This window comes from Actinoplanes oblitus, assembly GCF_030252345.1.
Classification (GTDB): domain Bacteria; phylum Actinomycetota; class Actinomycetes; order Mycobacteriales; family Micromonosporaceae; genus Actinoplanes; species Actinoplanes oblitus.
This window is the reverse complement of record NZ_CP126980.1, coordinates 3535403-3555034: the sequence shown is the minus strand read 5'-3', so window position 1 is coordinate 3555034 and position 19632 is coordinate 3535403. Positions and strand designations below refer to the sequence as shown.

18 protein-coding genes are annotated in these 19632 nt (G+C 73.0%); 5 read left to right on the top strand and 13 right to left on the bottom strand.

The features are described from left to right. The first annotated feature begins 41 nt into the window (after nucleotides 1-41). Nucleotides 42-941, top strand: coding sequence for a DMT family transporter (locus Actob_RS15910; RefSeq protein WP_284920962.1), 900 nt, complete (start codon nucleotides 42-44; stop codon nucleotides 939-941). Nucleotides 942-1012: 71 nt separating this feature from the next. Here the strand turns inward: Actob_RS15910 and Actob_RS15905 are convergent, their stop codons facing one another. The 4 genes from Actob_RS15905 to Actob_RS15890 form a co-directional block, all read right to left on the bottom strand. Then, nucleotides 1013-1552, bottom strand: coding sequence for a hypothetical protein (locus Actob_RS15905; protein WP_284920961.1), 540 nt, complete (start codon nucleotides 1550-1552; stop codon nucleotides 1013-1015). Between the two features lie 64 nt (nucleotides 1553-1616). Beyond that, a complete protein-coding gene (locus tag Actob_RS15900) occupies nucleotides 1617-1886 on the bottom strand; it encodes a hypothetical protein (protein ID WP_284920960.1) in 270 nt (89 codons plus the stop codon). Nucleotides 1887-2120: 234 nt separating this feature from the next. After that, complete coding sequence (fliQ, locus tag Actob_RS15895) at nucleotides 2121-2390, bottom strand: flagellar biosynthesis protein FliQ (protein WP_284918049.1); 270 nt, start codon at nucleotides 2388-2390, stop codon at nucleotides 2121-2123. A gap of 159 nt (nucleotides 2391-2549) precedes the next feature. Beyond that, nucleotides 2550-3470, bottom strand: coding sequence for an anti-sigma factor RsbA family regulatory protein (locus tag Actob_RS15890; RefSeq protein WP_284920959.1), 921 nt, complete (start codon nucleotides 3468-3470; stop codon nucleotides 2550-2552). A gap of 274 nt (nucleotides 3471-3744) precedes the next feature. Here Actob_RS15890 and Actob_RS15885 point away from each other — a divergent pair, with 274 nt between their 5' ends. Beyond that, complete coding sequence (locus tag Actob_RS15885; protein WP_284920958.1) at nucleotides 3745-4683, top strand: TIGR03557 family F420-dependent LLM class oxidoreductase; 939 nt, start codon at nucleotides 3745-3747, stop codon at nucleotides 4681-4683. Here Actob_RS15885 and Actob_RS15880 read toward each other — a convergent pair. After that, nucleotides 4667-5866: a cytochrome P450 gene (locus Actob_RS15880; protein WP_284922329.1), complete on the bottom strand. Its 1200-nt coding sequence runs from the start codon at nucleotides 5864-5866 to the stop codon at nucleotides 4667-4669. The two genes, Actob_RS15885 and Actob_RS15880, sit on opposite strands and share 17 nt — an antisense overlap. A gap of 124 nt (nucleotides 5867-5990) precedes the next feature. Here Actob_RS15880 and Actob_RS15875 point away from each other — a divergent pair, with 124 nt between their 5' ends. Beyond that, nucleotides 5991-7163 (top strand): FIST signal transduction protein, encoded by a 1173-nt coding sequence (locus Actob_RS15875; RefSeq protein ID WP_284920957.1) that lies wholly within the window; start codon nucleotides 5991-5993, stop codon nucleotides 7161-7163. 4 nt (nucleotides 7164-7167) lie between these two features. Continuing rightward, nucleotides 7168-8586, top strand: coding sequence for a GGDEF domain-containing protein (locus Actob_RS15870; RefSeq protein WP_284920956.1), 1419 nt, complete (start codon nucleotides 7168-7170; stop codon nucleotides 8584-8586). Between the two features lie 1092 nt (nucleotides 8587-9678). Here the strand turns inward: Actob_RS15870 and Actob_RS15865 are convergent. From Actob_RS15865 to Actob_RS15855, 3 genes are all read right to left on the bottom strand, one after another. Then, nucleotides 9679-9801, bottom strand: coding sequence for a hypothetical protein (locus tag Actob_RS15865; protein ID WP_284920955.1), 123 nt, complete (start codon nucleotides 9799-9801; stop codon nucleotides 9679-9681). After that, the gene (locus Actob_RS15860; protein WP_284920954.1) at nucleotides 9798-10511 is read right to left on the bottom strand and encodes a YwiC-like family protein; all 714 of its coding nucleotides are present in this window, start codon (nucleotides 10509-10511) and stop codon (nucleotides 9798-9800) included. Before Actob_RS15860 ends, Actob_RS15865 begins: the two co-directional genes overlap by 4 nt. A 73-nt stretch (nucleotides 10512-10584) precedes the next feature. After that, on the bottom strand, nucleotides 10585-11850 hold the full coding sequence (locus Actob_RS15855; RefSeq protein ID WP_284920953.1) for a DUF1996 domain-containing protein: 1266 nt from the start codon (nucleotides 11848-11850) through the stop codon (nucleotides 10585-10587). Between the two features lie 253 nt (nucleotides 11851-12103). On the opposite strand from Actob_RS15855, the gene Actob_RS15850 reads away from it, so the two are divergent. Next, nucleotides 12104-13594 carry a sensor histidine kinase gene (locus Actob_RS15850; protein WP_284920952.1) on the top strand — a complete coding sequence of 497 codons (1491 nt, stop codon included), beginning with the start codon at nucleotides 12104-12106 and terminating at the stop codon, nucleotides 13592-13594. Nucleotides 13595-13805: 211 nt separating this feature from the next. Here the strand turns inward: Actob_RS15850 and Actob_RS15845 are convergent, their stop codons facing one another. From Actob_RS15845 to Actob_RS15825, 5 genes are all read right to left on the bottom strand, one after another. Further along, on the bottom strand, nucleotides 13806-14867 hold the full coding sequence (locus Actob_RS15845; RefSeq protein WP_284920951.1) for a hypothetical protein: 1062 nt from the start codon (nucleotides 14865-14867) through the stop codon (nucleotides 13806-13808). A gap of 543 nt (nucleotides 14868-15410) precedes the next feature. Then, nucleotides 15411-16424: an alpha/beta hydrolase gene (locus Actob_RS15840; RefSeq protein WP_284920950.1), complete on the bottom strand. Its 1014-nt coding sequence runs from the start codon at nucleotides 16422-16424 to the stop codon at nucleotides 15411-15413. Continuing rightward, entirely contained in the window at nucleotides 16421-17077 is a 657-nt protein-coding gene (locus Actob_RS15835) for a hypothetical protein (protein ID WP_284920949.1), read from the bottom strand. Before Actob_RS15835 ends, Actob_RS15840 begins: the two co-directional genes overlap by 4 nt. Continuing rightward, on the bottom strand, nucleotides 17074-18789 hold the full coding sequence (locus tag Actob_RS15830; RefSeq protein WP_284920948.1) for a phosphatidylglycerol lysyltransferase domain-containing protein: 1716 nt from the start codon (nucleotides 18787-18789) through the stop codon (nucleotides 17074-17076). Before Actob_RS15830 ends, Actob_RS15835 begins: the two co-directional genes overlap by 4 nt. 120 nt (nucleotides 18790-18909) lie before the next feature. After that, entirely contained in the window at nucleotides 18910-19578 is a 669-nt protein-coding gene (locus Actob_RS15825) for an NUDIX hydrolase (protein ID WP_284920947.1), read from the bottom strand. Nucleotides 19579-19632: the final 54 nt, after the last annotated feature.

Here is a 19632-nt window from a genome sequence, read left to right as displayed (position 1 = left end):
GGTGTCTTGTCTACCGGATCTATCCGCCCGAGGCTCACCCTGTGTCGACAACGCGTGTGGGTGACGTCCTGCTGCTGGCCGTCGCGGTGGTCTGGGGAAGCAGCTATCTGACCGCGAAGACCCTGGTGGTCGCGGGTGGCGTACTGGTCGTGCTGGCGTTGCGCTTCCTGGTCTCCGCCGTCGCCATGCTGCCGTTGCTGGTCCGTCGACGGCCGAGCCGGTCCGAGACCGGCATCGGCGTCCTGCTGGGCGTCACGCAGGCTTCGGTCCTGGTGCTGGAGACGTACGGGGTGTCGCTCACCAGCGCCACCAACGCGGGCGTGCTGATCAGCCTGACGATCCTGCTCACCCCGATCCTGGAGGGGTTCGCCGCCCGCCGCTGGCTGCCCGCGGGATTCTTCGGGGCGGCGGGCGTCGCGTTCGCCGGCGTGGTCCTGCTGGTGGCCGGGCCCGGCCTGCGGCCCCCGTCGCTCGGCGACGCGCTGATGCTGGCCGCCGCCGTGGTGCGGGCCACGCACGTCACGCTCTCCGCGCACCTGACCCGTGGCCGCGCGTTCCAGACCACCACCCTGACCACGTTGCAGACGCTGACCGGCGCCGTCGTCTTCACCGCCGCGGCCGGCTCGTCCCTGCCGGCGGCGGCCGCCGGCCTGCACCCCGGCCAGTGGCTGGGTGTGCTTTACCTGGCGCTGGGGTGCAGCGTCTTCGCCTTCGTCGTCCAGCTGTGGGCGATCCGGCGCACCTCCGCGGCGCGGGCCAGCCTCCTGCTCGGCACCGAGCCGGTCTGGGCCGTCCTGATCGGCGTCCTGCTGGCCGGCGAACAGCTGACGGTCGCCGCCGCCGCCGGCATCGTCCTGGTCCTGGCCGGCACCTACCTCGGGCAGCGCGTCGAGACCCGCAGCCGGCGGGCGCACCCTTCACCGGTTCCGATCCCGGCCTAGCTGTGTTTCGCGGACGCTGCCAGGCGCGCTCTGGGCCACGCCTCGCACTCGGTCGGACTCCGAAACACGGGCTAGGCGAAATCCCGGTACTTCAGCTTGGCGCGGCGACCGTCCGGGTGGTGCCACACGATGCCCTCGTACTGCGGGTGCGCCAGGATCCACGCCCGCAACCCGGCCAGGTCCCGCGGCGTCTCGAACCGTTCCGCGGCGGCATGCGCGACCAGCTCGTGCCCCGCCACCCGCTCCGGATTGCCGTTGATCTTCGGACCGATCAGCTCGTAGGTGCCCGGCGCCCACTCCCCCGGCCGGGCCACCGCCTCGACGTGACAGGCGGCGTACGACGACTGCGCGATCGGCTCCCAGCCCACCGTCTTCCCGGTGTTCTCATCGGTCATCACCGCCCGGTACCCCGGCGGCCGGGTCCGCCCCGGCCGCACCTCGCGTCGCGCCCACCAGACCCCGTCCTCGTCCAGAAGCACGCAGGTCCCGTCGTACTTCCGCGTCGCCACCCCCTCGCCGTCGAGCACCCACTGGCACTCGGGGTTGGCCTCGGGCAGCACCCGCTTGCGATCGTCCGGGTCCCGGCGAAACACCGTGGGAATCTTCCGCATGCCGCAATCCTCGCAGCCCGGTCCACCGATTAATCCGGCGCCACCCGCGCGGCGGTGGCCGGCATCAACCGGCTGACGGTTCCCGTTTCTCGGGCTGCTCGGCCAGGACGACGGAGGCGTCCCGATCCCTGACCCACCGCATCAGCGGGATGAGGGCGAACAGCGCGATGCCGGCCAGGCCGAGCACGCCGACGGCGAACGTCAGCGTGCCGAGCGTGGCCTGCCCGAACGGCCACCTGATGCCGTCGATGGTGTCGCGGACACCGAGGTCATCGCGATCGAAGGGGTGTCGAAGAACACCTCGCCGACGCCGAGGGCCGCCCCGGCCAGACACAGCAGGGCGATGCTGCACGTCCCGGTGAACAGGGCGACCGCGATGGAGGGCGGTGCACCGTGGTGCCGGTGGGCCCGGCTCACCCTGGAAGATTGCGGACTCGGGCCATTATCTGCTCGTGGATGCCGGCGCGCCTCCCGCAAGCCACGGCACGGGGTGAGGCGCGTCCACGCCCTGGACACGCGAAAAGGGCCGCCCACTCGGGCGGCCCGTCGCGAAGGTCGTGCGACATCGTCAGCGCAGCAGGTCGGGGATCCGGTCGAACAGCTGCGTGGTGTAGGTGATCATCTCGTGCAGCATCCAGTTGCCGGCCAGCAGCAGCACCGCGCCGATCGCGACAGCCTTCGGCACGAACGACAGCGTCGCCTCCTGGATCTGCGTCACCGACTGGAACAACGAGATGGCGAACCCGACCGCCAGCGCGGTCAGCAGCACCGGCGCGGACAGCTTCGCCGCGATCGTCATCGCCTGCAGCCCCAGCTCAACCACCATCGTGTCGGTCATACCCCACACTTCGGGCGAAACCCCGGCCCGCCGAGTGCAGACCGGTTACACGACGGTTGCCATTCGGTTCACCCGCACAGGAAACCTCAGGTCACCGCCCCCGCTGCCGCGCAGCCGGCTCACCGGCCGGGCCGAACACCGCCGGCCGGTCGAGCACGGCTAGAGGGTCATGTGCAGGCGGATGCTGGTGCCGGTCGGCTCGGTGTGGATCCGGACCAGGTCCGCGACCTGGTTGACCAGGAGCAGGCCACGGCCTCCCTCGCGGCTGACGGCCGCCGGGATGCGGCCGACGAGCGGGTCGGCCAGGTAGCCGTTGTCGTCGACCTGGCAGACCAGGCGGCCGGGCTCGGCCCAGACGGCGACGACACCGGGACCCGGCGCGTGCCGGATCGTGTTCTCCGCCAGTTCGTTGACGGCGAGCACGAAGTCCTCACCCCGGTCGCCGAGCAGCCCGGCCTCCCGGGCCTGCCCGCGGGCGAAGGCGCGCACGGCGGACAGGTCGCGCGCCGCGGTGTACTTCCAGGTGACGGCCGAGCCCGGGACCGGGGGCAGCGGCTGGTTGAACGCGGCCGCCGCGGTCACCCCGTCGGTGTACCACGGGCTCGGCTTGCGCTGCCCGGAGTCGATCATGACGGGGTGGGTGTGCCAGGCGTCCTCCACCCATGTCGGGTCGAGCCGGCTCGCGTCGTACGGGCAGAGCACCGTCGCCTCCCGCCCCGCGAACGCCGTGTTGATCAGCGCCTCGTGTGCCGCGCAGGCCGGGTACTCGATGCCGGAGCGGCTGGGCCAGATCGGTTCGCCGATCGCCGCGACCCGGCGGCCCGGGTGCCGGGCGGCGAAGGCCAGCAGGACCCCCGGGATGATCCGCCCCGGGTTGCGCCCGGCCTCGGCCATGTCGGCGAAGGTCACCGCGCCGCCGACGTCGGTGAGCTCGTCGCGCAGCATGGTCAGGTTAGGATCGGGCACCGCGACCAGTACCGGATCGCCACCGGCCACCGCGGCCCGGACGAACGCCGCCGTGCCGGCGAGGTAGTCGTCATCGTTGTGGTAAAGCAGGCCGGGATGATCGAAGCCGGTCATCCGACAGCTCCGTGGCCGCTTCCCCGCAGGCGGCCGAGCCGCGCTGCGCAGTACATCGTCGTCCTCCTGGCCGTTCGCCGCTCCCGGCCCGGTCCGAACCCCGGGCCGACCGAACTCGGATCGAGCGTAGCGCCGAACCCGCCCATCGCAACCCGTCGCCGGGCGTCCGGCGCCCCGGTGTCACCACATCGGCACCTTGTCCGCGGGCCCCGGCCCGGGAAGGGAAGCACCGCCGGCACGTTTGCCGGGCGGCTGCCCGGGAAGGGCGATCAGCATGCGATTCGGATACAAGCTGATGGCCGAGGCCTTCGACCCGAAGGAGCTGATCCGGCAGGCGGTCCGCGCCGAGCAGGCCGGATTCGACTTCGTGGAGATCAGTGACCACTACCACCCGTGGCTCGAGGAGCAGGGCCACTCGCCGTTCGCCTGGAACGTGCTGAGCGCGATCGCCGCCCGCACCGACCGGCTCGGCCTGGCCACCGGGGTGACCTGCCCGACGGTGCGGTACCACCCGGCGATCATCGCGCAGGCGGCCGCCACGCTCGCCATCATCTCGGACGGCCGTTTCACGCTCGGCATCGGTTCCGGCGAACGGCTGAACGAGCACGTCACCGGTCAGGCCTGGCCGAGCGTCCGGGTCCGGCACGAGATGCTGGTCGAGGCACTGGACATCATCAACCTGCTCTGGCAGGGCGGTTACCGGTCCTACCAGGGCAAGCACCTGCGACTGGACGATGCCCGGGTGTGGGACCTGCCGGACACCCTCCCGGTGATCGCGGTCGCCGCCGGTGGCCGGAAAGCCGCCGAGCTGGCCCGCACCCACGGCGGCGGGCTGTTCGCCACCGAGCCCCGCAAGGATCTCGTCGAGGCCTACGGCGGCAGCGGGCCGAAGTACGCGGAGATCCCGATGGCCTGGGCGCCGACCGTCGAGGCCGCCGTCGAGGAGGCGCACCGCACCTCGCGGTGGGCGCTGACCGGCTGGAAGGTGATGACCGAGCTGCCCAACCCGGTCAACTTCGACGCCGCCTCGCAGACGGTGCGCGCGGAGGACGTACGGGAGAAGTTCGTCTGCGGGCCGGACCCGAAGCCCTACCTGGACGCGCTGCGGACCTATGCCGAGGCCGGTTTTGATCATCTGGTCCTGCAGAATGCCGGACCGGATCCGGACGGCTTCCTGGAGTTCTTCCAGAAGGAGATCAAGCCCCGGTCGTGATCGGCAGGCTGGCGTAGCCACGCAACACCAGACGATCCCGGCGCACCGGCTCGCCGCTGAGCGCGAGCCGGGGCAGCCTGCTCAACAACCGCGGGAACGCCACCTGCGCCTCCAGCCGGGCCAGCGGCGCGCCCAGGCAGTAGTGCGCGCCGCCGCCGAACGAGACCGGCTGGATGTTCGGCCGGTCCGGGTCGAAGCGGTGCGGGTCGGGGTAGCGGTCCGGGTCCCGGTTCGCCGAGCCGAGCAGCATGGTCAGCATGGTGCCGACGTCCAGGTGCCTGCCGTCGCCCAGATCGAGCGGGGTGGTGGTGAAGCGGGACGTCAGCTGGACCGGCGAGTCGTACCGGAGGATCTCCTCGACGACAGCCGGCGCGAACTCCGCGTCGGACCGCAACCGATCGGCCTCCCGGGGATGCTTCAGCAGGATCTCGAGACCGGTGCCGAGCAGGTTGGTGGTGGTCTCGAAGCCGGCCACCAGCAGCAGCACCAGGTTGGCCAGCAGCTCCTCGCCGGTGAGCACCTGATCGTCGTCGGCGGCCGCGACGAGGGCGCTGGTCAGGTCCTCGCGTGGGGTGTTCCGGCGGTCGGCGATCAGCCCGGTGAGGTACGCCTCCAGCTCACGCCCCGCCTTGTCGGCCCGGACCATCTCCTCCTCGCTGCTGATCGGCTCCAGAACCACCGTCAGGTCGGCGGCGCGCTGCCGGAACCAGCGGCGCTCCGACTCCGGGATGCCGAGCAGCGCGCAGATCACCGCGATCGGCAACGGATAGGCGAACGAGCCGACGAAATCGGTCTCGGCCGGCAACTCGTCGATCAGCTCGTCGACCTGCGCGGTGATCACCTCGCGCATGGCGGCGACCCGGCGGGCGGTGAAGGTGGCGGCTGCCGCGCGGCGCACCCGGGAGTGGTCCGGCGGGTTGGTCTGCAGCATCGACAGCACCACCGAGGCGACCCCGCGGTTCTGCCGCCAGTCCGGCCACGACCGGTCGTAGTCGGACTTGTCGGCCACCCGCAGGCCGGGGTCCCGCAGCAGCCGGCTGACCAGCGCGTGCGACGTGACCCACCACTGGTTCTCCATGCCGGGGAAGGCCGCCGCGTGCGAACGGAGCACGTCATAGGCCGGATAGGGATCGATGCGCCCCTCCGGTTGGAACAGCGAGCCGACCGCGGTCTCGAAATCCATGTCGATCCCCATCGGGCCATCATGCCCGTCGCTGTCCAGGCCCGCCGACCCGGCTTTCACTCAGATCCCCGGTGCCCCGGCCGATCTCGGAACCCCGGAAGCGCGGCACGACTGGGGAGCGATCATGAGCGGTCCGGAACAGCGGTGGTTCGGCGTGGGGCGCAGCCTGCTGACCGATCCCGCCGAGGCCGGGACGCAGGCCTGCCAGGCCGCGCTCGGCGGCCGCCGGGCCGGCCTGCTGATCGTCTTCGCGTCGCTGTCGCACGCGACGCGCGAGATGGCCGCCGCCGTGCACGCCGCGGCCGGCGGTGACGTGCTGATGATCGGCTGCTCGACGTCCGGCGAGTACACCCCGGACGGGCCGGGCGCCGGGGTGGTGGTCAACGCGCTCGGCGGGTTCGCCGCCTCGGTGCGGGCGGTCCCGCACGACAGCATGGATCTCTACGCGGCCGGGGAGACCGTGGCCTCGGCGCTCGACGACGTCGCGGCCGAGCACCGGGTGCTGCTGATGCTCGGCGACGGGCGCAGCGGCGACCAGCAGGAGGTGGTCCGCGGCGCGTACGCGATCAGCGGCGCGCGGGTCCCGCTGATCGGTGGCTGCGCCGGCGACAACGTCACGCAGACCGGCACGTTCGCGTTCTTCAGCGACGGCGGCGACGTCCAGTTGCTGCCGAACGCGGTGCTCGGCGCGGCGCTGGGCTCGCCGTCGCCGTTCGGCATCGGGCTGGCGCACGGCTGGCACCGGACCGGCGAGCCGATGGTGGTGACCCGCAGCGAGGGCGGCAAGATCTACGAGCTGGACGGCGAGCCGGCGCTCGACGTCTACCTGCGGCGTACCGGCGGAGCCGCCGAGCTGGCCACCGACCCGGAGGCGTTCCTGCGGTTCGCCCCGATCCGGCCGCTCGGGCTGGCCCGGCGCACCGGCGAGGACGTCCGGATCATCTTCGAGTGCGACGCCGGCGAGCGGTCGATCTCCGGGCTGGCCGACACGCCGGAGGGCGCGATGGTGTGGGTCATGGCCGCCGAGACCGGCGAGGTGGTGGACGCGGCGGCGGCCGCCGGCCGCGCCGCCGCCGATGCCGTCGAAGGTGCGGCGCCGCTGGGGGTGCTGGTCTTCGATTGTTGCGTACGCCCGATCGCCCTCGGCCGGGAGCACACCGACCTGGCCACCGAGCGGCTCCGGGACGCGCTCGCCCCGATCCCGTTCGGCGGCTTCTACTCCAACGGTGAGATCGTCCGGCAGAGCGGCGCGAAGGGTATGCACCACCTGACCGTGGCCGCCCTCGCAGTGAGCTGACCCGATGACCGCCTGGTCCATGCTGCAGCTCAGCGAATACTTCAGTGCCATCACGCGGGCCGGCGACGAACCCATCGCCACCCGGATCGCGGTGCAGCGCGCCACCGAGGCCACCGACGCCGAGCTGGGCGCGGTGATCTGCGGGGACGTCCTGGCCGCCTCCGTCGGGCTGGGCCGGTCGCCCGACCCGGCCCTGTTCACCGGGCTCCGCTCCGGCGTCGAGACATCGCCGTTCCCGGGTCTCGGGGACGCCTACGTGACGGTGCACGCCCTGGCCGGCGGGCACGACGAGCGCCTGGTGGTGGCGCGGTCCGGCGAGCCGTTCGCGGCCGAGGAACGCCAGATGCTGCAGGGCATGGCGAAGGTGCTCGGGCTGGCCCTGCGCGGCCTGCGCACGCTCGCCGCCGAGCAGCAGCTCCGGCACGAGAAGGAGCGCGAGGCGGCGGCCCGGCTGGTGCTGGTGGAGGCTCTGGAGCGGCGTGAGCTAATGCTGGAGACCCTGCTGCGGGTGCAGCGGGCGGCGAGCCAGGGCACCCCGCTGGGCGAGCTGCTCGACTCGATCACCTCGGGCGCGCGGGCGCTGCTCGAGGACGGCGGCGCCGCGCTGGTGCTGCACGAGGTGGACGACCCGGCGGTGCTCACGGTGGCCTCGCTGGCCGGCGCGTTCCGTCACCGCGACGACATCCTGCACGCGGCGGACCGGGCGATGGCCGCCGCCCGTCCGGTCACCGCGGGCCTGCTGGCCGCCGCTCCGGTGCACATCGGCGACCGGGTGGCCGGCGCCTTCGTGCTGACCAAGGGGCAGTGCCCGGAGGTGCGTGACGCCGAGCGGCGCGACGTGCTCGCGGCCTTCAGCGAGCAGGCCAGCCTGGCGCTGACCGGCGCGCACACGGCGGCGGCGGTGCACGAGGCGCACCACTGCTCGCTGACCCGGCTGCCGAACCGGACGCTGTTCCTGCGGCGGGTCGAGCAGGTGCTCGCGGAGAACACCGGCGCCGCCCTGCTCTATCTGGACCTGGACCTGTTCAAACAGGTCAACGACACGCTCGGGCACGCCGCCGGGGACGAGCTGCTGCGCGGGGTGGCGGAGCGGCTGCGCGCCTCGGTGCGGGAGACGGACATGGCGGCGCGATTCGGCGGCGACGAGTTCGCGGTGCTGCTCGAACCGATCATGGCCGAGCAGCAGGCGTGGGACATCGCGCAGCGGGTGATCGACGCGATCGGCGAGCCGTTCGAGATCGCCGGGCGGGTCGTGGTGACGCGGGCGAGCGTGGGGATCGCGTACAGCGGGGCGGGCCGGACCGCGGAACGGCTGGTGGAGAACGCCGACCTGGCGATGTACCGGGCCAAGAAGACCAGGCCGGGCACCTGCCGGGCGTATGAGCCGCGCATGCGTACCGATCTGCTGCGCCCCGCTTGCTGAAGCGGTTGCCCTGATCTTCGGCGGGGGGAAGCCCCGGGGGCGTCGACCCCGCCCGTCCCGGGCCCGATGCGGGTGTCCCGCCGGTCGCTGTCCGCTGTCCGCCCCAGACCGCGGTCACTCTTCCGGTACGCCCACAGCCCCGCCCCGCCCCGCCCCGTCCCCGTCCCGTCCCCGCCCCGTCCCCGCCCCGTCCCGCCAAGCCCCGCCCCGTCCCGCCAAGCCCCGTCCCGGCTGGTCCTGGCGGTGGTCTCCCGAGCGCCGAGACCACCATGAGCCCCAGCCCACCCGCCCCGGCTGGCCCTGACGGTGGTCTCCCAAGCACTGAGACCACCGTGATTGCCAGCCCGGCTTCGGGCTGGCCGTGACGGTGGTGTCCGGGGCGCCGAGACCACCATGAGCACCAGCCCGGCTCCCGGCTGGCCATGGCGGTGGTCTCCCGGGCACTGAGACCACCATGAGCACCAGCCCACCCGCCCCGGCTGGCCGTAACGGTGGTCTCCCGAACGCCGAGACCACCATGAGCACCAGCCCACCCGCCCCGGCTGGCCGTAACGGTGGTCTCCCGAACGCCGAGACCACCATGAGCACCAACCCACCCGCCCCGGCTGGCCGTAACGGTGGTCTCCCGAACGCCGAGACCACCATGAGCACCAACCCACCCGCCCCGGCTGGCCGTAACGGTGGTCTCCCGAACGCCGAGACCACCATGAGCACCAACCCACCCGCCCCGGCTGGCCATGACGGTGGTCTCCCGCGCGCTGAGACCACCGTGAGTGCCAGCCCGGCTCCCGGCTGGCCATGACGGTGGTCTCCCGCGCGCTGAGACCACCGTGAGTGCCAGCCCACCGTTCCGGCTGGCCGTGACGGTGGTGTTTGGGGCGGTGAGACCACCGTGAGTGCCAGCCGGAGCTGACCTGGAGCGGGGAGCCGCGGCGGCAAGGACACGGATCGCCGGCACAACGCACCCCTGTGCCGGTCCGGCCGGCACAGGGGTGCTGACGGTCGCTGCTCAGGGGAGCAGGTCTGCTCAGGGGAGCAGGTCTGCTCAGGGCAGCGGGTGGGCTGCGGGTCTGCTCAGGGCAGCAGGTCTGCTCAGGGCAGCAGGATCGTCGTGCCGCGCAACCTGCCGGCCGCCGCGTCGCGGTGGACGTCGGCCAGCTCGGTGAGGGCTCGGGTGCCGGGGATGTCCACCCGCACCACCCCGGCGTCGATCACTGCAGGACCAGGGTGCCGAGCACCAGGCAGGCGGCGATCTCCAGCAGGCCGACCTGCTTCGGGGTGAGACGGCGGCGGGGCAGCACCAGGGCGCGGAGCGCGAGCAGGCCGAACAGCACGCCGAGCGGCCAGCTCAGCCAGCCGGCGACGACGGCCGCGGCCAGGTGGTAGCCGGCTGACGCGCGGCGGTAGGCGATGCTGCCCCGCTCGCGGATCATCGTCTTGACGTAGAGCACGGTGCCGGTGAAGTAGAGCAACACGACGGTGAACGGGATCGCCACCTCGGCGGGCGGGACGCCGGCGACGGTGGCGGCCACGAAGACCATGAGACAGCTCTGCACCACCGAGACGAGGTCGTTGAGCAGGGCCCGCTCCCGGCGCTGCCAGGCGTAGTAGGCGTTCAGCCCGAGCAACAGCACGAAAACCAGGGCGTACCGCAGTACCGCTGGGCAGGCGACGACGACGGTCGCGCCGAAGAGGGTGGTGCTCAGGGCGTACGCGAGCAATTGGTCTCTGCATCTGCCGGGGCGCCGGGTCTTCACCGCTTGCAGGGCGTAGTAGGAGAGCAGGTAGCCGGACAGCCAGGCGAGCAGCAGAGGCACGTGCGGCCAGCGGAAACCCGCGGTCAGCACCCCGATGAGGTACGGCAGGAGCAGCATCGCCCAGGCACCGTGCTGTGGCGGGATGAACCTCCGCCCGGTGGTTCGCATGGCGCCCAACGTAGCCCGCCGCCGGACCCCGCCCCAGGGCCTTCCGGCCTGGAACGGGGCCGATCTCAAGCGGTCAGGGCCGGCCGTCGGTCCCGCACTTCACGATGATCCGGATGCAGTCGTTGACACGGCGCGCCATCTCGTCGGCGGGCCAGGCGTTGAAGAAGTCGCCGTGCATCGTGTACCCGCGGCCGGAGGCGAGCCGCAGCCGGGCCGGGTCCCCGTTGACCGGGTAGCGCATGACCTGGCGCAGCTTCGGCACCACCACCGGGTGGCTGGCCGGGCAGGCGTTGCCGACCGGGTACGCCATGTGGCTCTTGTGGTCGGCCGAGTCCAGGTTCTTGCCGTCCCAGCAGTGCGGGAAGTCCAGGTACGACTCCAGCATCGAGTCGGCCGGGCAGTTGACGAAATCGGTCGACGGGTTGACCTCGCCGTGGTGCAGGCAGGACCAGCGGGCGATCGTGTTGTCGGCCGGGCCGGTCGCCTTCGCGTTGCCGGCCACCACCCGCAGGCCCACCGGGAACGGCTGGGTCTGCGCGATCAGCGCGTCCGAGACACCCTCGCCGAGGTAGTAGAAGACGCCGGTGGTCGGCTCGACCGGCACATTGTCCTGGTACAGCGTGGGGATCCAGTAGGACGACTTGTCGATCGACGGGTTGCAGTTGCTGTTCGCGTTGATCAGGTCGTTGACCGTGGTGGACGCGTTGGTCACCTCGCTGCCGAAGAAGCTGTGCAGGTGCGAGGCGCCGGGCAGGTTCGGGAAGACGATCGGGTCGTCGGGCAGCCGGTGACTGAACGGGCAGTCGGCGAGGAACTCGGCGACCCGGACCGCCCCGGGCGGGATGGTCGGGGTCGTGGTGCCGCCGCCGGAGCCGTAGACCTGGAACTCGTTGAGCGACACGCCCCACTGCGTGGCCCGCGCCGTGGTGGTCAGCCGGACGTAGCGGCCGCTGCCCGCGACCGGCAGGTTCTGCCGGCCGCCGGCGCCGGTCGTGGTGCTGTAGAGGGTGGTCCAGGAGCTGCCGGTCGCCGAGCTCTGCAGGGTGAAGGACGTGGCGTACGCGGCCTCCCAGTCGAGGGTGACCGAGGTGATCGTGGCGCTGGCGCCGAGGTCGATCCGCAGCCACTGCGGGTCGCTGAAGGCGCTGGACCAGCGGGTGCCGAGGTTGCCGTCGACGGCGTTGACGGCCGGGAACGCGGCCGACTCGGTGGACGAGGCGGTCACCGGCTTGCCCTGCGAGAGCAGGCCGTCGGCGGCGCTGGCCGCGGTGGCGGCGACCAGCACGGAGGTGACCAGCGCGGCGGTGACGGCGCCGGCCAGCAGGGGACTTTTTCGCATGATTGACGAGCCTTTCCAGCCACGGGGGACGGAGGGTGTCGAGAAAGCGCTCTCTCGCCGCCACTGTGAACGGGCTGTTAACCGATGTCAATGCGCCGAAACCGGTACCGGCCGAGAATCCACAGGTCAGCGCGCCACCCTCGGCCAGGTTCCGGAACCACGGCATCATTAAAACCGCTTTCCGGTACGCCGGACGACGCGCCCGTGACCGGTCGGACGAGCCGATCGATCCGGCATCCTCTACCGTGCCGATGTGACAGATTCGGCGCGCGACCGGCAATGGACGACGCAGCAGTGGTTCGCGGCGGTCCTGGTGGCGATGGTGGTGCTCATCCTGGGCGCCTCGGCGGTCGGGGCGCGGGCGCTGAACCGGACCGCGCAGGTGTCGAACCGGCTCAACGACCGGATCTCGCCGGCCCGCACCGTGGTGGTGCAGCTGGACGACGCACTGCGCAATCAGGACACCGCACTGCGCGGCTACCTGCTCAGCGGCGCACCGCAGTTCCTCGACCTGTACCGGGAGAGCGTGGCGGCGGAGCAGGCCGCCGCCACCACGCTGCGGGGCTTCCTCACCGCCGAGCCCGGACCACTCGCCGAGCTGGCCGCGGTCGAGGACGAGGCCGCGCGCTGGCGGGCCGGCATCGCCGAACCCGCCCTGCGGACCCGGGACCGGGGCGTGGCGGCCGCCGCGTTCGACCCGGTCCGCGGCCGCCTCGCCACCCTCGACGAGCGGCTGGTCACCGCGCGGGCGGAGGGCCGGGCCGCGCTCGGCGACGCGCGCCGGCTGCGCGACACCGTCTTCCTCGCCGCGGTCACCGCGCTGCTGCTGCTGATCGGGGTGATCACGGTACTGCTGCGCACCACGGTGGTCCGGCCGCTGCGCCGGCTCGGCGCCGCGGCCCGGCGGGTCGCCGACGGTGACTTCACCCACGAGCTGACCCCGGACGGCCCGGCGGAGGTGACGCAGCTGGGCCGGGACGTGGAGGCCATGCGGCGCCGCCTGGTCGACGCGCTGACCGTTACCCAGCAGGCCCGCGACGAGCTCGAACAGCGTGAGGCCGAGCTGAGCCGGTCCAACGCCGACCTGGAGCAGTTCGCCTACGTCGCCTCGCACGACCTGCAGGAGCCGCTGCGCAAGGTGGCGTCGTTCTGCCAGATGCTGGAGCGCCGTTACGCCGAGGCCCTCGACGACCGGGCCAAGCAGTACATCGGCTTCGCCGTGGACGGCGCCACCCGGATGCAGCGACTGATCAACGACTTGCTGACGTTCTCCCGGATCGGGCGGGTCTACGACGACGAGCAGCCGGTCGACCTCAACGAGGTGATGGACCGGGTGGAGGAGACGCTCGCGGCGAGCATCGAGGAGACGCGGGCCCGGATCGTCCGGCCGCGGCTGCCGGTGGTGGCCGGTGACGTCACGCTGCTCACCATGCTGTGGCAGAACCTGCTCGGCAACGCGATCAAGTTCCACCGCCCCGAGGAGCCGCCGGTCATCGAGATCAGCGCCACCGCCGACGGCGCCGGCTGGTCGTTCGCCGTCAGCGACAACGGGATCGGGATCGACCCCGAGTACGCCGACAAGATCTTCGTCATCTTCCAGCGGTTGCATCCCCGGGACCGCTACGACGGAACCGGGATCGGGCTGGCGGTGTGCAAGAAGGTGATCGAGCACCATGGCGGCGTGATCGAGCTGGATCCGGCGTACCGGGACGGGGCTCGCTTCGTGTTCACCCTCCCCGCCTGAACCGCCGGCGGCGGGTCGGGCGCGGCGGGCGGCCCGGCCGTCGCCGCGGCCGGGGCCGGCCCCTGGGTCTGGTCGTCAACCCGGGCCTGGTCGGCATGGTGAGTCTGGTCGGCATCCCGGGCCTGGTCGGCATGGTGAGTCTGGTCGGCATCGCGGGCCTGGTCGGCATGGTGAGTCTGGTCGGCATCGCGGGCCTGGGCGTCATCGGCGGTCAGAAGGTCGTCTGGGACAGGATCTCGTTGACCACCCGCTGGGCCGCGGACTTCTTCGCGGTGGGTGCCTCGGCCGCCACGCCGACCTGGAACTTCCGGCCCGACGCCGGGTCGGTGAAGAAGTGGCTGAGCTTCAGCTCGTACTTGCCGCCCGGGTTGGTGGTGCGCTGGCGGAACCGGGTGTTGCCGCCGGCTTTGCGCACGCCGGGGGCGTTGCCGAGCCAGTCCGTGACCAGCCGCGCCTTGTCGGCGGCGGCGCAGGTGGCGGGGCAGGCCCGCAACACGATGCCGGCGCGCTCGCCGCCCCCGCCCCGCTCGTCGGCGCAGAGCCAGGCCTGCCCGTCCGGCAGGTCGGTCCGGGCGGGCCGGCAGCTCCAGGTGTCCGGCGCACGGAACGCGAACGGCCACCCCCGGAACGCCATGGTGACCGTCTCGTCCCCGGCGCCGAACGTCGCACCGGTCACCTCGCGGCGAGGCGCGTCGGGCCGCAGTTCCGGCGTGGTCCCGCCCGCGCCGGGGAAGGTGGGCACGGCGGGGCCGGTCGGATCCACCGGGAAGGCGGGCGCGGTGAGATCCGGCGTCGCCGGGGTCCGCGGCAGGGTACCGGCAGCGCCGGGCAGGACCCGGCTCCGGGCGGCGGCCATCCCGGTGCCCAGGGCCGTCACCGCCAGGACGACGCTGAGCAGGACCGCGGCGGCCAGGCCCGGGTATTTCCGCGGCGGGCTGCCGAGGGTGCCGCGCAGGAAGACGAGCACCGGGGCGCGGTACTCCAGGGAGATCATCTGGCCGGGGGCGACACCGACCGGCAGCTCGGCTCCGCCGATCCGGCGCGGAACCAGGTACGGCACGTGGGCGCGCAGGAGGTGCGGGCCGGGGCTCACCGGTACGACGATCCGGCGTCTCCAGGCCGCCCGCACCGGCTGGTCGTCGATGGTGAGCACCGGCCGCACGAAGCCGAGCAGGAAGGCGATCGGCGCGTACCGCATGGTGATCGCGATGGCGGAACCGGCGGCCGGCTGCGGCGCCCCGTAGTAGCCCGGCCGGCTCTCGGGATGGACCACCGGCCGCGGGTCCCACAGCGGAGCCGCCGGCCGGTGATCCCACGTCGGAGCCCCGGGCGCCGCCGACGACGGCTCGTCCCACAGCGGAGCCGCCGGCCTCGCCGATGGTTGCCGATTCCACGACGCAGCCGCCGGCATCGCCGGTTGCGGCTCTTCCCACGACGGGTACTGCGGCCCCTGGCTCATCTGATCTCTCCCCCTGACGGCCTCTCTCGTCAGGGCGTACACCCGGGAACGCCGATCCGGTTCGATACCGCCCAGCAAGCGCCGCGGCTCCGATACCTGGACGAATACCGACAAGCAAGACCGCGCCGGCCACCCGAGTGCGGCGCCTCCCGGCCGGCTCACACCACCCCGGCAGCCCCGCCGGGAGGCCGTGAGGGTCGGCGGACCCGCACGACACGCGCTGCGGTCGTGCGGGGGCCGGGCCTCGCGAGCCGACCGCCACGGGACGCCGAGTCGTACCGGAAAAGGATCCGGAACCCGCAGCGCGGCATCGCGGCAGCGAGGATGGTCTTGTCCGGACCCGCGGTGGCCGCCCGCTCAGAGGGGCACGGGCCGGGCGAGGTGGGCGGAGAGCCAGTCGAAGGCCGGCGGCTCCATCTCGCGCCAGGTCGCGTAACTGTGACCGCCGTGCGGGATGACAGCTGTCGTCACGCGCAGCGGCGGCCGGGCCAGCCGCGCCACCCGGCGCGAGCCCTTGTTGGCGGAGCGGTCGTCGGCGGCCCAGCCGAGCCACAGGGCGATCGGCGGCTGCGGCCGGTGGGCGAGGCGCCAGGCGATGTTGTTGGTGGTCTTCTCGCTGTGGTCGCCGACCTTGATGCCGGGGTTGGCATAACCGGACAGGCTGGCCGCCGCGGCGTAGCGGTCCGGATGTTTGAGGGCGAGGTTCATCGCGCAGAACGCGCCGGCCGAGTAACCGGTCAGCCCCCAGGCCGCGGCGTCGGTGCGGATCCGCAGGTGGGTGGCGGCCCAGTCGGGTACGTCACGGGTCAGGTACGTCTCGGCCTGCGCTCCCCCGACCAGGTTGACGCACTCGGTGTCGAGCAGCCGCTGCGGGGTCTGGTGCGGCAGCAGCACGACGGTGGGCGCCATCCGGCCGGCGGTGATCTCCCGGTCGAGGTGCCCGGCGATGTCCAGCCGGCGGATCCAGGACTCGGGCGTGCCCGGGTAGCCGTGCAGCGCCTCGATCACCGGGAAGCGCAGCCGCGCGCCGTCCGGGGTGAAGTAGGCGGCGGGCAGGTAGACGGTCATCGGCTCGTTCATCCCGCTGGCCGGCCCCGGCACCTGGAACGTCGCCAGCCGGCCCTGACCGGGCAGCACCGGCCGGGGTGGCGGCGGCGCCGTGGAGCCGGCCAGCTCACCCCAGCTCGGGTAGGTCTCGGTGAGCCGGTTGAGTTCGAGCAGGGCCGTCCCGGTGACGCTCAGGACCACTGCCGTGACCAGCGCGATCCGGGCCAGCACCCGCACGCGTGGCCAGAGCGCGGCCAGCAGCACGGTGATCGCCACGACGAGCAGGACCGAGGTGACCACCGTTCCGGTGGCGTCGATGCTCACGACGGCAGCCTCTGCGGGGCGGCCAGCGGCGCCGGGAGATCGCGCACGGCCTGATCGATCCCGGTCGCCACGGGCGGGTGGCCGGGCCAGGCACCGGCCAGCGCGTGCCAGTCCGGGCCGGCCACGACCGCCAGGGCGTCCGCCACGCGGGCGTCGCGGGCGAGCGCCGCGGGCAGCGTGACCAGCGATGCCGCGGTGGTGTCCCGGGTGGGCGCGAGGAAGACGGTGAGCACGCCGGACGGCCGGGGTCCGGGGTCGCCGCCGAGCACCACGAGCAGCGGGAAGGTGTGCTCCGGGAGCTGCGCGTAGTCGGCCGGGGCGAGCACCAGCGGAGTCGCGGCCAGGTGCCAGGCCGCGGTCTCCGGCGGGGTCCACGGGACCGCCGCCGCGCCGGTCAGCCGGGTGTCGAGCGGGCCGGCGGTGGTGGCCGTGACGGCGGCGACCTGGGACGCGCCGCCGAGCGACTGCCACGTCGGATAGAACAGTTCGACGCGGTTGACGACCAGGGCGATGGTGGCCACCACCAGGATCTCGACGGCGAGCAGGCCGGCGACGCGCACGGTGAGGAACCGCCAGCCGCGCACCGTGGCCGCGACGGTGACCACCGCCGCGGTCGCCACCAGCGCGATCAGCGGGATGCCGGTCAGCCTCACCGGGCGTCGGAGCGGGCCGGCAGGAACGACTCGGCGCTGAGCGCGGCGATCGCGATCCGCGGCAGGTCGCGGGCGGACGGGAAGCACAGGTAGCGGGGCTGCCAATCCGGCTGGTACTTCGCGTTGGCCCGGTAGAGCGACTCGATCTGCCACAGCCGGGAGGCGGCGCGCAGGATCCGGCACCAGAGCCGGATGACCGGGCCGGCGCCCAGCTCCTCGGCGCGGGCGAAGACCGAGCGCAGCACCGCGAAGTTCAGCGAGATCCGCTCGACGCCGAAGCCGGCCGCCGCCTCGATCGCGGAGACGACCATCAGCTCGGTGAGCCCGTTGGGCGCGGTGCGGTCGCCGCGCATCAGGTCGAGGGAGAGCCCGCGCCGGCCCCAGGGCACGAAGTGCAGCACGCCGCGCAGCGTCTGCTCCTCGTCGCGGCACAGCACCAGCAGGCAGTCACCGTCGGCCGGGTCGCCGAGCCGGGACAACGCCATCGAGAAGCCGCGCTCGACCTTGCCGTCGCGCAACGCGTTGGCGCAGGCCACCGCCTCGGCGAGGGTGTCGGCCGGCAGATCGCGCTGGCGGACCACCTGGCAGGTGTAACCGGCCCGCCGCATCCGGGCGACCGCCTGCCGCACGCCGCGCATGGCCCGTCCGGTCAGCGAGAAGCCGGACACCTCGACGATCGCCTCGTCGCCCAACTCGATGCAGTCGAGCCCGGCTTTCTGAAAGGCGCGCCCGCCCTGGGCGCCGCAGGCCAGCACGGCCGGGGTCCAGCCGTGCGCGGCGCAGTCGGCGAGCCACTGACCGATCGCCCGCGGCCACTCGGACGGCAGGCCGAGCGGGTCGCCGGAGGCCAGGCTCACCCCGTTGACCACGCGGTAGGCGACGGCGGCTTTCCCGGACGACGCCCAGACCAGCTGTTTGTCGCTGCGCAGCGCGAAGTAGCCGAGCGAGTCGCCCTCGCCGTGCTGGTCGAGCACCTCGCGCAGCCGGGCCTGGCCGGCGTCGCCGTCGCAGCGGGCGCCGGTGCTCGGGCGCAGCAGCAGCAGGCCGCCGGACGCGAAGGCCAGCAACCCGAACGCGCCGGTGGTGATGGAGACGGTGAGCGCGCCGAGCGGCGACGCGAAGTGGACCGGGCCGGTGACGCCGATCAGGCCGAGCGCGGCGTGCCCGGCCCAGCTCAGCACGCCGGGGTGGCCGTCGAGGTGGTTGACCCGGACGGCGATCTCGGCGACCCCGAGGGCGAACCCGGCGCTCAGGAAGGTGGCGCAGGCGCGGAGCGCGCGCAGCCGGTGTCGCGGGGCGCCGTCGACGGTGAACTCGTCGCGGGTGGCGACCAGCAGGGCGACTATCGCGCCGGCCGAGACCATCGGCACCAGACCGCCTTTGACCAGGTGCAACGCCATGCCGATGAGGGACAGCGTGAGGGCCAGCTGCCAGGCGCGGTGCTTGCCACGCCGCAGCCCGGCACCCAGATAGACCAGGAGCACGCCGACCACGCCGGAGGCGACCCGGGCGGTGAGCAGGCCGGCGGTCGGCACCATGGCGGCCAGCGGGCCGAACCGGTGGTGGTGCGGCGGGAGGACGGAGAAGACCGCGCTGGCCGCGCCGACGAACTGGACCAGCCGCGCGACGACGCGGCGGGACGACGGCGGCCGGACCCAGCGCGGCGGCACCTCGTCGCGGATCTCGGTCGCGCGCTCCGTCAGCACCGTCATGTCTCGTCTCCCCCCGGTCGATCGCATCCTGTCGCACCGCGAGCGGTGCCGACATCTGCCGATGGTCCGACATCCGGGCCACCCCTACGACTTTTGGACGAGGCGATCAAGGCTCGCGGTTCACGGTCGCAGCAGTGGCGGATGCAACAGGGTGGCCGGCCCGCGGCGGAACAGCTGGGCGGGACGGCCGCGCTCGCGGGTGGCGCTGTGGCCGGTCGGCTCGATGAAGTCGTCGGCCGAGGTGACCTTGCGGTGGAAATTGCGCGGGTCCAGTGTGGTGTGCCAGACCTTCTCATAGACCAGCCGCAGGTCGGCCACGGTGAACTCGGGCGGGCAGAAGGCGGTGGCCAGCGGGGTGTACTCCAGCTTGGCGCGGGCGCGCTCGACGCCGTCGGCCAGGATCCGGTGGTGGTCGAAGGCCAGGTCGGGCTCGTCGATCGGACGCCACTCGGCGTGCGCGGCGTCGCTGCCGGCCACCGGCGCCGGCAGGTCGGGCAGGAGCGCCAGATAGGCCACCGTCACCACCCGGCCACGCGGGTCACGGCCCGGGGTGCCATAGGTCGCGAGCTGCTCGAGGTGACCCGCCGACGGGTCGATGCCGGTCTCCTCGCGCAGCTCGCGGATCGCCGCCTCGTCGAGGTCCTCGTCGTCGTGGACGAAGCCGCCGGGCAGCGCCCACCGCCCCTCGAACGGCGGGATGCCGCGGCGGATCAGCAGCACCCGCAGGTCGGCCTGCCGGATCGTGAGCAGCACCAGGTCCACTGTGACAGCCGCCATGTTTAGCGTCATGTTGACGAGAATACCGGACTGGATTATCGTCAGCATGACGAAAAAGGAAGGACC

Excerpts from the sequence above, each read along its gene's own strand:
- Actob_RS15890 (WP_284920959.1), bottom strand. The coding sequence starts at position 3,470 with ATGACCGGCTTCGATCATCCCGGCCTGCTTTACCACAACGATGACGAC.
- Actob_RS15880 (WP_284922329.1), bottom strand. The coding sequence starts at position 5,866 with ATGGATTTCGAGACCGCGGTCGGCTCGCTGTTCCAACCGGAGGGGCGC.
- Actob_RS15870 (WP_284920956.1), top strand. The coding sequence starts at position 7,168 with ATGACCGCCTGGTCCATGCTGCAGCTCAGCGAATACTTCAGTGCCATC.
- Actob_RS15905 (WP_284920961.1), bottom strand. The coding sequence starts at position 1,552 with ATGCGGAAGATTCCCACGGTGTTTCGCCGGGACCCGGACGATCGCAAG.
- Actob_RS15830 (WP_284920948.1), bottom strand. The coding sequence starts at position 18,789 with ATGACGGTGCTGACGGAGCGCGCGACCGAGATCCGCGACGAGGTGCCG.
- Actob_RS15855 (WP_284920953.1), bottom strand. The coding sequence starts at position 11,850 with ATGCGAAAAAGTCCCCTGCTGGCCGGCGCCGTCACCGCCGCGCTGGTC.
- Actob_RS15825 (WP_284920947.1), bottom strand. The coding sequence starts at position 19,578 with ATGACGCTAAACATGGCGGCTGTCACAGTGGACCTGGTGCTGCTCACG.
- Actob_RS15860 (WP_284920954.1), bottom strand. The coding sequence starts at position 10,511 with ATGCGAACCACCGGGCGGAGGTTCATCCCGCCACAGCACGGTGCCTGG.
- Actob_RS15885 (WP_284920958.1), top strand. The coding sequence starts at position 3,745 with ATGCGATTCGGATACAAGCTGATGGCCGAGGCCTTCGACCCGAAGGAG.
- Actob_RS15875 (WP_284920957.1), top strand. The coding sequence starts at position 5,991 with ATGAGCGGTCCGGAACAGCGGTGGTTCGGCGTGGGGCGCAGCCTGCTG.
- fliQ (WP_284918049.1), bottom strand. The coding sequence starts at position 2,390 with ATGACCGACACGATGGTGGTTGAGCTGGGGCTGCAGGCGATGACGATC.